This window comes from Robertmurraya sp., from assembly GCF_036676585.1.
GTDB lineage: Bacteria > Bacillota > Bacilli > Bacillales > Cytobacillaceae > Robertmurraya_A.
Genome location: NZ_JAKFCQ010000057.1, coordinates 1 through 13,694 on the forward strand (window position 1 = coordinate 1; position 13,694 = coordinate 13,694).

General features: G+C 40.4%; 14 protein-coding genes and 1 riboswitch. Of the genes, 5 read left to right on the forward strand and 9 right to left on the reverse strand.

Going from position 1 to position 13,694, the window contains the following annotated elements; translation table 11 throughout:
• Together ACGLXV_RS07670 and map are read right to left on the reverse strand one after the other, a co-directional pair.
• Positions 1-182 (reverse strand): hypothetical protein (locus ACGLXV_RS07670; protein WP_391558166.1); only part of this gene is annotated, 182 nt, incomplete at its 3' end.
• Positions 183-231: 49 nt separating this feature from the next.
• Positions 232-984, reverse strand: coding sequence for a type I methionyl aminopeptidase (gene map / locus ACGLXV_RS07675; RefSeq protein ID WP_391558167.1), 753 nt, complete (start codon positions 982-984; stop codon positions 232-234).
• A 575-nt stretch (positions 985-1,559) separates the two neighbouring features.
• Here map and ACGLXV_RS07680 point away from each other — a divergent pair.
• Complete coding sequence (locus ACGLXV_RS07680; RefSeq protein WP_066052684.1) at positions 1,560-1,889, forward strand: helix-turn-helix domain-containing protein; 330 nt, start codon at positions 1,560-1,562, stop codon at positions 1,887-1,889.
• A gap of 130 nt (positions 1,890-2,019) precedes the next feature.
• Here ACGLXV_RS07680 and sinI read toward each other — a convergent pair whose 3' ends face one another.
• From sinI to ACGLXV_RS07715, 7 genes are all read right to left on the reverse strand, one after another.
• Positions 2,020-2,154: a DNA-binding anti-repressor SinI gene (gene sinI / locus ACGLXV_RS07685; RefSeq protein WP_119706720.1), complete on the reverse strand. Its 135-nt coding sequence runs from the start codon at positions 2,152-2,154 to the stop codon at positions 2,020-2,022.
• A gap of 32 nt (positions 2,155-2,186) precedes the next feature.
• Positions 2,187-2,281: riboswitch (cyclic di-GMP riboswitch) on the reverse strand.
• Positions 2,282-3,054: 773 nt separating this feature from the next.
• Entirely contained in the window at positions 3,055-3,969 is a 915-nt protein-coding gene (locus ACGLXV_RS07690; protein WP_119706718.1) for a pseudouridine-5'-phosphate glycosidase, read from the reverse strand.
• A 13-nt stretch (positions 3,970-3,982) separates the two neighbouring features.
• Positions 3,983-5,080, reverse strand: a complete 1,098-nt coding sequence (locus ACGLXV_RS07695) for a carbohydrate kinase (protein ID WP_391558168.1) — start codon at positions 5,078-5,080, stop codon at positions 3,983-3,985.
• A 485-nt stretch (positions 5,081-5,565) separates the two neighbouring features.
• The gene (gene motB, locus ACGLXV_RS07700) at positions 5,566-6,366 is read right to left on the reverse strand and encodes a flagellar motor protein MotB (RefSeq protein WP_119706716.1); all 801 of its coding nucleotides are present in this window, start codon (positions 6,364-6,366) and stop codon (positions 5,566-5,568) included.
• Positions 6,359-7,153: a flagellar motor stator protein MotA gene (gene motA, locus ACGLXV_RS07705; RefSeq protein ID WP_119706715.1), complete on the reverse strand. Its 795-nt coding sequence runs from the start codon at positions 7,151-7,153 to the stop codon at positions 6,359-6,361. Before motA ends, motB begins: the two co-directional genes overlap by 8 nt.
• A gap of 164 nt (positions 7,154-7,317) precedes the next feature.
• Positions 7,318-7,692, reverse strand: a complete 375-nt coding sequence (locus ACGLXV_RS07710) for a DnaJ family domain-containing protein (RefSeq protein WP_119706714.1) — start codon at positions 7,690-7,692, stop codon at positions 7,318-7,320.
• Between the two features lie 68 nt (positions 7,693-7,760).
• The gene (locus tag ACGLXV_RS07715; RefSeq protein WP_391558170.1) at positions 7,761-8,321 is read right to left on the reverse strand and encodes a peroxiredoxin; all 561 of its coding nucleotides are present in this window, start codon (positions 8,319-8,321) and stop codon (positions 7,761-7,763) included.
• Between the two features lie 142 nt (positions 8,322-8,463).
• Here ACGLXV_RS07715 and ACGLXV_RS07720 point away from each other — a divergent pair, with 142 nt between their 5' ends.
• The 4 genes from ACGLXV_RS07720 to ACGLXV_RS07735 all read left to right on the forward strand — a co-directional run bounded on the left by ACGLXV_RS07720 (position 8,464) and on the right by ACGLXV_RS07735 (position 13,657).
• Complete coding sequence (locus ACGLXV_RS07720; protein ID WP_162927685.1) at positions 8,464-8,628, forward strand: hypothetical protein; 165 nt, start codon at positions 8,464-8,466, stop codon at positions 8,626-8,628.
• A 115-nt stretch (positions 8,629-8,743) separates the two neighbouring features.
• Positions 8,744-10,834 carry a DNA topoisomerase III gene (locus ACGLXV_RS07725; protein ID WP_391558171.1) on the forward strand — a complete coding sequence of 697 codons (2,091 nt, stop codon included), beginning with the start codon at positions 8,744-8,746 and terminating at the stop codon, positions 10,832-10,834.
• A 187-nt stretch (positions 10,835-11,021) separates the two neighbouring features.
• Positions 11,022-12,305 (forward strand): MDR family MFS transporter, encoded by a 1,284-nt coding sequence (locus ACGLXV_RS07730; RefSeq protein WP_391558172.1) that lies wholly within the window; start codon positions 11,022-11,024, stop codon positions 12,303-12,305.
• 122 nt (positions 12,306-12,427) lie between these two features.
• Positions 12,428-13,657: an aminopeptidase gene (locus ACGLXV_RS07735; RefSeq protein WP_391558174.1), complete on the forward strand. Its 1,230-nt coding sequence runs from the start codon at positions 12,428-12,430 to the stop codon at positions 13,655-13,657.
• The last annotated feature ends 37 nt before the right edge of the window (positions 13,658-13,694 follow it).

Consider the following 13,694-nt stretch of genomic DNA (forward strand, 5'->3'; position numbering starts at 1 on the left):
CCCATCTTACGACGTTGATTGCTCACCTTTTTGGTTTGCTGGCTTTTCATTTTCTTTGTTGTCGCAGGACCGTTGGCGCTAGCTTTTCCTCCTGCTTGCTGATTTTTCTTTTTTTCTAGTTGTTGCTTAATGGCTTCTTGTAAGCTTATTTTCTTTTTTTCTGTTTCATGGTTTTCTGTCATGTGTCTTCCTCCATCTTGCTTCATATAGTTTTGTGTTGATATGGATTGATTATTCACCTTGATCTGTTAGAATGATCGGACCATTCTTCGTGATGGCAATGGTGTGCTCAAATTGAGCAGAGTTTTTTCCATCCACGGTACGAGCGGTCCAACCATTGGAATCCATCTTTGTTTCGTAGCTTCCGACATTTACCATCGGTTCGATCGTAAATACCATTCCCTCTTTTATGCGAGGACCTTTTCCTGGTAGTCCAAAGTGCGGAACATCCGGCTTTTCATGAATGGAGGGGCCAATTCCATGGCCAATAAAGTTTCTTACGACCGAGAATCCCTCTCCTTCCACGTAGGTTTGAATCGCATGTCCGATATCTCCGATTCGATTTCCTACGACGGCTGCTTCAATTCCTTTGTATAAGCTCGTTTTTGTTACCTCTACAAGACGGTTTGTTTCTTCAGAAGCTTCTCCAACGATATACGTCCACGCAGAGTCTGCTAAGGCGCTATTCACATTGACAACCATATCGATTGTGACAATGTCCCCTGTATTTAGAGGTTCTTTTCTTGGAAAGCCGTGACAAATCTCATCATTAATACTAGCACATGTTGCGTACTCGTAACCTCTGTAACCCTTTTGCTGAGCAATTGCCCCATGCTGCGCTAAATATTTATCAACAAACTGGTCAATTTCCCAAGTTGTTATTCCTGGTTTGATCATTTTTTTAATTTCTTTATGACAAGCAGCCAGAAGCTCTCCTGCTTTTTTCATTGCCTCAATTTCACGAGGTGATTTTAAAACAATCATTTATCTCACTTCCCCAAATCCCAATAATGTATAGTCTTTATTGTACTCTCTAACGGTCTATATTAGCAAAGCATTCCTATGTCTAATTTTGTTAGATAACCTCAAACAATAGTCAATCAAACGTTTGATTGAATTCCCTTCACCCCTTTAAAATCAACAACCACAAAAAAAAGAATTTGTCGAACAAAAAAAATAGGTTTCACCCACCCCAATCCCGGGTATAAAAGGGTGTCAGACACCCTTCGTGGACAAAAAGGGCCATTCTGTCTTTTTGTGGTGTCTGTCACCGTTCGTGGACAGATTGGGTGGTTTTGTCCATATGGGGTGGACAGTAGATTTTTTTTAGTTACGCCCATAATTATCACTTTCAATACGAATGGTATTGTGTATAATGCTACATAGAAGCATTAAAAGTTGTTAATCAGCTTTTAATCACTAGAACCGTAATAACCATCCATTTGTGACTAACTAAAGAAATTTTAAGAACGAAACCTACTATTTTCGTTCTGAATATGGAACTAACCAATTTTTTTTGCTATTATGAATTCATACAGAGAGATAGGTGAGTGATCTAGATGATTGGAGATCGTGTTAAGAAACTTCGTCTTGAAAAGAAAATGTCCATGTCTGAGCTAGCTGAACAAGCTGGTGTCGCGAAATCATACTTAAGTTCATTAGAAAGAAATTTACAAACGAATCCGTCTATCCAATTTCTTGAGAAAATTTCAGCTGTCCTTCATGTACCAGTTGACCATCTTATACATGAGCACCCAAATAAAGACGAACTAGACTCTGACTGGATGAAGCTTGTGAAAGAGGCTATGAACTCCGGGGTTTCGAAGGATCAGTTTAAAGAATTTCTTGAGTTTAATAAATGGAGAAGTAATCAATCAAATAATAACTAATGCAAAAAGACAAAATCCAGGTGATTTTGTCTTTTTTTCCAAAATAAAAAGCATTCCCATACGGTCCGACCCTAACAGAAATACTTTCATTCTATGTATGAAACAACATGCTAAGTAAGCTAGTTTCTTTTTATCCTCTAATTTCATTCTCACCTAAAAATCTTCTAATCTCTTCTTTCTCTAGGCCTAACTTTTTTGCCTCAATGATCAACATCATCCACTCATAGTCTAGCTCTTCTAATGTCACTTCACTCGTTTCCAACATCCCTCAATCTCCCCCTAAAATACGATCGTATTCCAGGCAGTCCAGCCGTCTTAGCAAAAAAACTTCTAACTACCTTAGACCTGCGACTTTGCGTCCCCCCTTTTCAGAAGGTTTGCCTTTTTCTGTGTTTTTCTCTCCCTATGTGATTCACTTATCAATCATTTTACTACTCGATCTTAGTAAATTGTGTAAAAATTTGTCATACACTTTAAAAATTTCCCAACTTTTTAGTTACACTATTCGACAAAGATCTCCATAAAGAACAATTGAGTACCAATGGACACATACATTTTTTACATTTGTAAGAACAAACACAAAAATCATAAGTCTTCATGTCGCCCACTGTCGAAATCATTTTTAAAATTTTCTGACTTTTAAACAATTAAGTCTTTATTCCTAGTTTTTGATTCTCATATGCTTTTAATTTCCTTTGGATAGGAATGATATTTACATGTACCCTTTCCAGTGTAACTGCATCAAAAAAAGGTAACTTTGTTAGATTATGTCCACATATAGGACAGATCCATTCCCCTGCTTCCGAGCTGCTGTATGAAGGGCGATAACATTTGTCACAGTTCTTTCGGTACATTCCCGCCACCTACTATTCTAATAGTTTTCGTTTCTTATTCTATTAATTTTTGTTCTATATAAAGAATAATTTACTTTTATTTTAGACGGTAGTGCTGGTAAACTAAACACCCTAAACGAACCGTTTTTTCGTTATAATGAACAGTTTTCTTCCGTTTTCATCTCCTTTCTCCCTATTTCTTACTTTTATAGTTTTTTTAAGAACAATTCGTTCGTTGTGGTGTACATATTCAGAGTTTGTAAATCTAGTACTATTTTTATGCAAAAAAAAAGGAATCAGTCCTTATGAGACTGACTCCTCAAAAATATTTTTTAAGATAGAGTGTTAAGTTGAACAGCTATTTTTGATCCAACCTCAGCATTATTCTTAACCAAGGCAATATTTGCTTCCAAGCTTCTTCCTTCTGTTAATTCTTTTACCTTTGATAAAAGGAATGGAGTAACATTTTTACCCGCAATCTCATTTTCCTTTGCTTCCTTTAAAGCCGCTTCAATCACGCTGTTGATAAATTGCTCATCAAGAGCATCTGTTTCTGGGATTGGGTTAGCAATAACCACTCCACCCTTCAATCCTAACTCCCACTTTGTACGAATCATGCTTGCTGCTTCCTTTTCATTTTCCACTTGAACATTCACTTGGAAGGGACTTGTTCTTGTATAAAAAGCCGGAAGTACCTCGGTACCAAAGCCAACGACTGGCACCCCATGAGTTTCTAAATACTCTAGTGTTAAACCAATATCAAGAATAGATTTTGCCCCTGCGCACACAACAGCAACATTGGTTTGAGCGAGTTCTTGAAGATCAGCTGAAACATCCATCGTTACTTCAGCTTCACGGTGAACTCCACCAATCCCACCGGTTACGAACACTTCAATGCCAGCAAGCTCTGCACAGATCATCGTTGCCGCTACCGTTGTTGCTCCATTTTTCTTCGTCGCCACTAGGTAAGGTAAATCCCTACGGCTCGCCTTTTCAATGTCCTTTCGTGTAGCAAGCATTTCTAACTCTTCGTCTGATAAGCCTATTTTTATTTTCCCATCTAAAATAGCAATCGTAGCCGGTACAGCACCATTTTTACGAATAATGTCTTCTACTTCCTTTGCCGTTTGTACATTTTGTGGGTACGGCATTCCGTGAGAGATGATAGTTGACTCTAATGCTACTACTGGTACATTATTTTTTTTCGCTTCTAAAACTTCTTGTGAGTATTCTAAGTATTTTTCCATGTTTGTTTTCTCCTTAGTGGAAATTATGTTGAAAAGCTTCTTGTAGTTGTTGATGATTCAATGACGGGTTAACCGTTTCCTCCGTTGCTAAAGTAAGCATCGAACATGCCATTCCAATTTTGCAGGCATCTTCCGTTTTTAACTCGCGTAAGTAGGCATAAACAATTCCTGCAACCAGTGCATCTCCTGCACCCGTTACATCAACAACATCAACCTTCGGCGGTAACAATACACCCGCTTCATTCGCCTTTGTAAAGTAAATAAGTCCTTTGTCTCCGCGAGAAATAACAACTCTTTCCACGCCTTTTTTCATAATTGCTTCTGCAGCTTTAAAAAAGTCACCTTCGTCTTTAATTGGTTTCCCAGCTAACGCCTCTGCTTCGTCCTTATTTGCTATAAGCCAAGCCACACCATCAAGATTTTGTGGCAACTTCTTAATTTTTGGAGCTGAAACAGGGGTGATCACGAGGGGAATCGCTTCTTCTCTACAGCGATCAATCACTTTTGCTAGTACGTCAGAAGGGAAGTTTGTATCAATCATGACAAGCTCTGTTGATGCAAGAAAACCCCAGCGCTTTTCAACAAACTCTAAATCGACACGATCATAAATGCCCATATCTGCTAAAGCAACCACCATTTCCCCATCCACATCCAAAACAGCCGTATACGTTCCCGTTGCTTCATTAGGAAGAATTTTTGAAGGCTCTATATCAACGTAAGACCTTGTGTAGTCTAGTAGCCATTTTCCTTCATGATCATCACCAACAACAGTCATAAGAGAAACATCTAATCCTAGTCTTCCCAAGTTTTCAGCAATGTTCCTTGCAACCCCTCCGCAAGAATTACTAGTACTAGCAGGATTGGATGTTCCTAACTGAAGCTTATCGATCGCTTGCATTTTCCTATCAACATTGGCTCCGCCTATACAGATCACCTGTTTTTTATTAGGTAATACATATGCCCGACCTAATAGTTTTCCTTGCTTTGTAAGAGAAGAAATATAACCAGCAACAGCTGAACGAGACAAGCCTGTCCTTTCTGCCAACTCATTTTGAGATATAAATGGATCTCTTTTAATCAGTCCAAGAATCGTTGCTTCCTTATCACTCATAATTCACCTCATGACAATATAGACATTTGTCTTTATTATAAACTTTTGTTTACTCATTTACCACCCTTATTATTCTCATTAATTGGAAAAATATTTCATACTTTTAACTAAAATCGAACTAACCTTTATATTGATTGTTGTCAATTGTTAAATTTGTATATTTTTTGAATTTTATTTGCCATTTTTATGAATAAACACTATAATTAAAGTAGATTCAACCATGTGTGAAGGAGGTATTTCCATGACCGTTGTTCACATCTTGAATTTCACCATTCCAATTGCATGCATACTCTTTGCTGGGATTTTAATGGATCGAATGTGTAAACCGGAAGTACCACAACCTGATAATAACAACGATTAGTTTTTTGTTTTGCGTTTCTTGTAAGCGCTTCCTAATGAATAATCCCTTGTATCTCTTTTTGGCCACTCTTTGGAGTGGTCCTTTTTTATTTTTTAAAATAGAAAAAGACTGAACCTATCATGGCTCAGTCTGCAGTTCTTGGTAAGATTAATATTTCTACACGACGATTTTTCGCTTTTCCAGCGGCATCTTCATTTGAAGCAATAGGTTGGAATTCTCCGTATCCCTTTGCACTAAACCAACTAGGATCGAGCTTGTCGTTTTCGAGTAAGATTTTCATAAAGTTAATAGCACGCATGACGCTTAGCTCCCAGTTAGAAGAGAACCTTGCATTTTTAATCGGAACATTATCTGTATGTCCACTGATAATAACACTTCGCGCTGGATCCATAACGAGTAAATCTGAGATCTCCCTAACAATGGTTAAATCTTGGGTTCTCACTGAGTCACTGCCCGATTCAAATAAAACATTGTCTCGTATCGTTACGTGTAATCCATCATCTTCGAGAGTTGTTTCAAGTTTATCTTCTAACCCTTTGCTCGTTATATACTCGTTTACCTTTGCTTGAATGGCTTGGAGCTCAACCTGTTCCGCTTGTTCTGCTAGCTGCTGCTTTTGCTCTTCTGTCATCCCTTGAGATTGAGCTTGGGATTTTTCGGTATTTTCAGAGTCATTTTGCTGCTCGTCTGGTGCAGTTGCCCCTTCTTCAGGAACCGGGCTTGGAAACTCAAATATTCCCGTTCCACTCGTAAATTGAGCATTAAACACTTCTGCCATCGCTTGAAACTTTTTCGCATCCAATGAACTCATTGAAAATAATACGATAAACAAAGCTAGCAGGAGAGTTAAAAGGTCAGCGTAAGGAATTAACCAAGATTCGTCAACATGCTCCTCATGATGATGCTTCTTATGGCGCTTACTCATTTGCCGGTTCTCCTGTCGCAGCTAAGAACTTCTTCTTTTCACTACCTGGTAGGTAAGAAGCTAGTTTTGTTTCAATAACTCGAGGAGCTTCCCCTTCTAGAATGGATAGAATCCCCTCTACCATCATTTGTTTAATCTTTACTTCTTGCTTAGACTTACGCTTCAATTTGTTTGCAAATGGATGCCATAATACATAACCGGTGAAAATACCTAATAAGGTGGCAATGAATGCAGCACTGATCGCGTGACCTAGACCCTCGATATCATTCATGTATCCAAGGGCAGCAATCAAACCTACTACCGCACCAAGTACCCCAAGGGTCGGAGCGTACGTACCTGCTTGTGTAAAGATAAGTGCACCAGATTGATGTCTTTCTTCCATCGCTTCAATTTCTTCCGATAGCACGTCGCGAATATAGTCGGCACTTTGTCCGTCAACAGCAAGTGATAATCCATTTTTCAAGAAATCATCGTCGATTTCATTCGTTTTTGACTCTAGAGCTAATAGCCCCTCTTTACGAGCTAGCTGCGCCCAATCAGAAAACATTTTAATTAAGTCAGCTGGGTTTGGTAGCTTGTCTTCTTTAAATAGCTTTCCGAAAAGCTTTGGTACTCTTTTGATTTCACTTGTTGGGAATGCGATTGTCACGGCCCCAGCCGTTCCTAACAAGATAATTAAAATTGCCGCTGGATTCACTAGCTGCACTGGGCTAACGCCTTTAAAGAACATCCCTACTAGTACAGCCACAACCCCTATGACAACACCTATTACCGACGTTTTATCCATACTTCATTCTCCTGTCTTTTCCTGAGTATCTTTTATGATAGAAGTCCTCTTTCTATCAACCTACTACTTTTTATTTCGGCTAATTATGTCATTTTTTAAGGGGAATATGTAAAAAATTATGTTGGAAGATGTGACAAAAAAATGCCTAAGAGGTTTCTTAGGCATTAAAATAACTTATTATTTATTTTTTGCTCATAATTTTTAAAAATAGAGGAGTTTGTATTCACTCGGCGTTTGGATAGCATACTGTTATAACGCAGCATCTTTTCATTTAATTTTTTCTGAAGACCAAGTCTTTGATCATCGTCATCACAGGCTTTTAAAAGAGATTCTATAGACATCATTTCCTGCCTGAGTGCATGTTCTTCTGGAGAATATCCCGCATTTTTCAGCACGGTATATGCCATACGAAGTTCCTCTGGAATGGCAGATAAATCATCGAGCTTTAACGGTTTCCCGTAGCCAGGTAAATGATCGAATTCTCCATTTTCAATCGCCTTACGAATGCGTTCCTCTGAAATACTTTGAGAAAAATCCATGAACATCCCTCCTTCCCTTATTATACCTTGTATAGTGGAAAGCGAGGGAGTTTTCCATCATTTGCTTTTTAACTTTGATCAGGCATCCAGTTTGCTGGGACACCTTTACCTGTGTTCTTTGCGTGCTGAAGTGCCTGCATAAGCCTTACATGTTCATAAAGGTTTCGTCCGACTTCCCTCGGATAGACGAGCTTTGCGACGATGATCTGTTCAGGATTTATAAAAAGAGAGGCTCTAAAAGCAGCTCCTGTTTTCTCATCCAATACTCGATACGATTTGGAGATCGCATGAGTTCTGTCACTCAACATAGGGTAGTAGACATTTTGTAAAGAGGGAGTGGTTTCTCGAAACACTTTATGTGAATAGATGCTATCTGTACTGATAGCCAAAATCTCCACATTCATCGCCTGAAAATATGGGTAAACAGCAGCGACCGCTGCTAGTTCTGTCTCTCAGACGGGTGTAAAGTCACTTGGATAGAAAAATAATAGAAGCCATTTCCCTTTATATAACTCAAGTTCAAATGTTTTGATTTCTCCATTTACAAATCCACTTGTCGAGAATGTTGGAGCTTGATCGTCTCGAGTCGCGTAAAATGGCTGTTGTTCATTTTGAGATTCAATAGTCACTTGGATCCCCCTCCCTTTTTAAAAATTTACAACCCATTACTTTCTATAAATATGCGTGAACCTTCTGAACTGTCCTGTTTCTTTTCTACATAGAAGGGAATTTTTCCGGAAAAGCTAATTTTGAGGAAAGGAGTGTGGAAAAATGGGTCGCGGAAAAGATTTTGAGCATAAGAAAAAGGGACATCCTGGGAAGTTTCCTGAGGGAACTCTTGTTGAAAAACATACGAAGGACGCAATTGGCGATGAGGAATTTCTCGTCGTACGTGAAGCGTTTAAAAACCGAGTGGAAACTCGAGACATCGAATAGACCTTGCAATCGCAAGGTCTTTCTTATTTGTCCAGCGCTTGGCTTTTCTTATTCCCTTTTTCTTTCGTTTTCCTGTATACTTATCCCGAGCAAATGGAAATTCGGAGGATAAATAATGAAATCACTCGTACTTGCTGAAAAGCCAAGCGTAGCTAGAGAAATTGCGCGTGTTCTTGGTTGTACGCAAACACATAAAAGTTATATTGAAGGGCCAAAGTATATTGTCACTTGGGCACTTGGACATTTAATTGAGTTGAAAATGCCTGAGCACTATGATACGAAATACAAGCAATGGAATTTAGAAGACCTGCCGATCATCCCTGATAAGATGGGGCTTAAGGTTATGAAACAAACCTCTCACCAGTATAAAGCGATTGAGTCTCTTTCCAAACGTAAAGACGTGAAGGAATGCATTATTGCCACCGACGCGGGACGTGAAGGGGAGCTTGTTGCGCGCTGGATTCTAGAAAAAATCCGCTGGAATAAACCGATCAAACGTTTGTGGATCTCATCCCATACGGATCGTTCGATTAAAGAAGGATTTACTAAGCTCCGTCCTGGAAGTGAGTATGAAAATTTATATGCATCGGCGGTTTGTCGAGCGGAAGCCGATTGGTTAATTGGACTTAATGTAACTCGTGCTTTAACCACAAAATATAAGGATCCTCTCTCTGCAGGTCGTGTCCAAACTCCAACACTTGCGTTAGTGATGGAGCGAGAAAAAACGATTCAGACGTTTAAGCCACAGGAATACTGGACGATTTCCGCCCAAATCGGACCTTTAAAGGCAGATTGGGAGGAAAATGGTGAAAAGAGAATTTTCTCCAAGGACCAAGTAGATCATATTTTAGCAAAAGGCAAAGGACAAAAAGCGGTCGTTCAGTCGATCAATCGTACCGCAAAGTCTGAACAACAGCCTCTGCCCTATGATTTAACGGAGCTTCAACGTGATGCCAATAAACGCTTTGGCTTTTCAGCGAAAAAGACATCGAGCGTTCTGCAAAAATTGTATGAGCAGCACAAGCTAGTAACTTACCCTCGTACGGATTCTCGTTACCTTACGACCGATATGGAAGCAACTATGCTCGACCGAGTCGAAGCGATTGCTGGAGGCTATAAGGAAGAAGTACGTAGCATACTTGCTAACAAAGGTAAGGTAGTCGCAAAACGTGTGTTTAATAATGAAAAAGTAACAGACCATCATGCCATTATCCCTACAGAAGAGCGATTATTCCTTCGTGATTTAGAGTCAGATGAACGAAAGCTCTACGATTTAATTGTGAAGCGGTTCCTTGCTCTTTTTTACCCTGCCTATCAGTACGAAACCGTGCGTGCCGTATTTGATGTAAACGGGGAGTCATTTTCTGCTAAGGAAACGGTCGTGATTGATGCAGGTTTTAAAGCTATTACAGGAAAAGACGAGGAGATAAGTGGTCAAAAGCTCGGACAGATCACGAAAGGTCAGTCCTTCTCGATAGGCCAAGTTCAAGCGGAGAAAAAGCTAACAGAACCTCCTGCAAGATTTTCTGAGTCTGATATTTTAGGTCAAATGGAGAAATACGGACTCGGAACCCCTGCGACTCGCGCAGAGATTATCGAAAGAATCATTGAAACTGAGGTCGTTGAACGGAAAACCGGACGTTTACATCCGACTCCTAAAGGAAAGCAATTGATGGATCTCGTGAATGAGGAGCTTACCTCTCCAGAGCTTACCGCCCAATGGGAAAAAGAGCTTGAAGCCATTTCACGTGGCAAAGGAGATCCAAAGCAATTCTTAAAACGAATTCGTAAGCAAACCGAGCAATTGATCTCTGAAATTAAGACGAGCGATAAATCTTATCGTGCTCATAACTTAACCGGATCCAAATGCCCAGAGTGTCAATCCCTGTTGAAAGAGAGAAACACCAAAGAAGGCAAGATTCTCGTTTGCTCAAGCTCGGATTGTAACTACCGAAAGCGAAAGGATCCAAAGCTTTCTAATCGCCGCTGTCCTCAGTGTAAAAAGAAAATGGAAATGCACGAAGGAAAAGCTGGCTTGTACTTCCAATGTCGGAAGTGTAATGTGGTCGAGAAAGCAGAGGAACGAAAGAAAGCAGTCAATAAACGCGAGGAAAGAAAGCTTGTCCAAAAGTACTCACAAAAGGATGACAACTTCGGAAACAGCCTCGGAGACTTGTTAAAAGCAGCACTAGAAAAGAAGGATTAACGGAACGCTTAGGCGCCCTCAGGCACCTAAGCGTTTTTTCAGGAGCAAAAGTGTCCGCTCCACACGGACAAAACGGACCAATCTGTTCACGAGCGGTGACAGACACCCTAAAAAGACAAATCATGTGGTTTTGTCCACGGGCGGTGTCTGTCACCACAATAGTGACCACTATATGGAGGTTTTCAGCATGAGAATACGCGATTGGGATTCCAATTTGAAGGTTCGTTTGTTTGGTGAGGCGTTAATGAACATTACCTTTTGGATGTTTTTTCCCTTTTTAACGATATATTTTGCCGATGAGTTCGGTAAAAGCCTCGCTGGTTTGTTATTAATTCTTTCACAGGTTCTTTCGGTTTTTGCCAATCTTATTGGCGGTTATTGTGCAGATCGATACGGTCGTAAACGAATGATGGTTCTTTCTGCTTTTGGCCAAGGCATTTGCTTTATCTTGTTCGGACTGGCAGATTCACCGTGGCTTCAGTCTCCTTGGATTGGCTTCCTATGTTTCTCGTTTGTTGGATTTTTCGGATCCATCTACTGGCCAGCTAGTCAGGCTATGGTCGCTGATGTGGTCGACGAGAAAAACCGAAGCAGCGTGTTTGCCGTCTTTTACACATCGATTAACATTGCAGTCGTAATCGGTCCTCTACTCGGAGCGATTTTCTACGTGAATCACCGCTTTGAGCTTCTTCTCATCGCTGGGATTGTCTGTGTTGGTCTAGCAGCCGTCCTACAAAAATGGACACGTGAAACAGCACCAACTTACGAGCACAAGGAAAGCACCACAACGAAATGGTATTCGTTTGTTGGTAATCAGCTTCGCGACTACAAAGTCATTATCAAGGATCGAACTTTCCTTTTATTTATCACCGCAGGGATACTAGCCGCACAAACCTTTATGCAGCTCGATTTGCTCATCCCAGTCTATACAAAGGAAGTCGTTCATAATCAATCTCTCCTAGCCATCGGAAATTGGTCATTAACCGTCGGTGGTGAACAAGCCTTTGGGTTCATCCTTGCAGAGAACGGGTTGCTTGTTGCACTTTTAACCGTATCTATTACCAAATGGGTCAATGGGTTTAAAGAAAGAAAAGTATTCATCGCATCTTCCATGCTTTACGCAATTGCTATTATCTTATTTGGTCAAACAGAATGGATTTGGGGACTCATTTTTGCAATGGCAATCTTCACCGTAGCAGAACTCCTTGTTGCTGGATTACAGCAAAGCTTTATTTCAAAAATAGCCCCTGAGCATATGAGAGGACAATACTTCGCTGCAGCCAGTCTACGATACACCATTGGTCGAACCATTGCACCTATCTCCATTCCTTTGACCGTGTGGATTGGCTATGAATGGACCTTCTTTACCATTGCCGTTCTTGCTATCGGTAGTGCCGTTATCTATTGGATCATGTTTTCAAGGCTGGATCATAAGCAACAACCTTTAACAGATGCAAAAGACTCTGCATAAGGTCCTAAAGTCGCCACCCAATCATGTATAAAAAAACCTTTCGGGTGGCGAATTTGTTTTCTTTTTCTAGAAAAAACGAATACAATAAGAAAGAAGAATCCATAAAAAAGGAGACTATACATATGAGCTTTCAAGCTAATTTAGAAAAATACGCAGAGCTGGCAGTTAAAGTGGGCGTGAACGTCCAGCCTAACCAGACACTCGTTATCAATACATCACTCGACTCAGCTGAGTTTGTTCGCCTTGTTGTACGCAAAGCTTATGAGGTGGGTGCTCATAACGTAATTGTAAACTGGGCAGATGACATGGTCACTCGCGCGAAATATGAGCTGGCACCAGATGCTGCTTTTACAGAGTATCCTGAATGGCGGGCTCGTGAACTTGAAGAGCTTGCCGATAAAGGCGCTGCCTTCATGTCCATCGTTTCTTCAAGTCCTGATCTATTAAAAGGTGTCAACCCTGAGCGTATCGCAAATTTCCAAAAAGCTGCGGGTACAGCATTAAGCAATTACCGTAAAAAAATCCAATCCGATAAAGTGAGTTGGACTGTTATTGCCACTCCTTCTCCTGATTGGGCTGCTAAAGTTTTCCCTGACGCAGCACCTGAAGAACAAGTGAATCTCCTTTGGGATGCCATTTTTAAAGCGACTCGTGCAGACCTAGACAATCCAGTCGAAGCATGGAAAAAGCATGACGAAACACTTCATGAGAAAGTTGCTTACTTAAACGAACGCCGTTACAAAAAGCTACACTATACGGCTCCTGGAACAGATTTAACGATTGAACTTCCAGAAAAGCATATTTGGGTGGGTGCTGGCAGCATTAACGAACAAGGAAACAGCTTTATGGCCAATATGCCTACGGAAGAAGTGTTTACTGTTCCACACAGAACAGGAGTAAACGGATATGTAGCAAGCACCAAACCGCTTAGCTACGGTGGAAATATCATTGATAACTTTACCATCACTTTTGAAAATGGGCGCATTGTCGATGTAAAGGCCGAACAAGGTGAGGACATTTTAAAACGCCTTGTTGATACGGATGAAGGATCACATTATTTAGGAGAAGTCGCATTGGTGCCGTTCCAATCTCCCATCTCTCAATCCAATGTGCTTTTCTACAACACCCTTTTCGACGAAAATGCATCCAACCACTTAGCGATTGGAAGTGCCTACGCATTCTGTATCGAAGGTGGAAAAACGATGTCTGCTGAAGATCTTGAGAAAAATGGTCTCAACGAAAGCATCACACATGTCGATTTCATGATCGGCTCAGCTGAAATGAACATCGATGGTATTACAAATGATGACCAAACAGAACCCGTATTCCGAAACGGAAATTGGGCTTTCTAATTCGATACTAAAAAGGCTTGGTTCCCAAACCAAGTCT

What these genes read in the sequence shown, in the direction of transcription:
- map (WP_391558167.1), bottom strand. Translation starts at nt 984, where the DNA reads ATGATTGTTTTAAAATCACCTCGTGAAATTGAGGCAATGAAAAAAGCA.
- ACGLXV_RS07680 (WP_066052684.1), top strand. Translation starts at nt 1,560, where the DNA reads ATGATTGGAGATCGTGTTAAGAAACTTCGTCTTGAAAAGAAAATGTCC.
- sinI (WP_119706720.1), bottom strand. Translation starts at nt 2,154, where the DNA reads ATGTTGGAAACGAGTGAAGTGACATTAGAAGAGCTAGACTATGAGTGG.
- ACGLXV_RS07690 (WP_119706718.1), bottom strand. Translation starts at nt 3,969, where the DNA reads ATGGAAAAATACTTAGAATACTCACAAGAAGTTTTAGAAGCGAAAAAA.
- ACGLXV_RS07695 (WP_391558168.1), bottom strand. Translation starts at nt 5,080, where the DNA reads ATGAGTGATAAGGAAGCAACGATTCTTGGACTGATTAAAAGAGATCCA.
- motB (WP_119706716.1), bottom strand. Translation starts at nt 6,366, where the DNA reads ATGAGTAAGCGCCATAAGAAGCATCATCATGAGGAGCATGTTGACGAA.
- motA (WP_119706715.1), bottom strand. Translation starts at nt 7,153, where the DNA reads ATGGATAAAACGTCGGTAATAGGTGTTGTCATAGGGGTTGTGGCTGTA.
- ACGLXV_RS07710 (WP_119706714.1), bottom strand. Translation starts at nt 7,692, where the DNA reads ATGGATTTTTCTCAAAGTATTTCAGAGGAACGCATTCGTAAGGCGATT.
- ACGLXV_RS07720 (WP_162927685.1), top strand. Translation starts at nt 8,464, where the DNA reads ATGGGTCGCGGAAAAGATTTTGAGCATAAGAAAAAGGGACATCCTGGG.
- ACGLXV_RS07725 (WP_391558171.1), top strand. Translation starts at nt 8,744, where the DNA reads ATGAAATCACTCGTACTTGCTGAAAAGCCAAGCGTAGCTAGAGAAATT.
- ACGLXV_RS07730 (WP_391558172.1), top strand. Translation starts at nt 11,022, where the DNA reads ATGAGAATACGCGATTGGGATTCCAATTTGAAGGTTCGTTTGTTTGGT.
- ACGLXV_RS07735 (WP_391558174.1), top strand. Translation starts at nt 12,428, where the DNA reads ATGAGCTTTCAAGCTAATTTAGAAAAATACGCAGAGCTGGCAGTTAAA.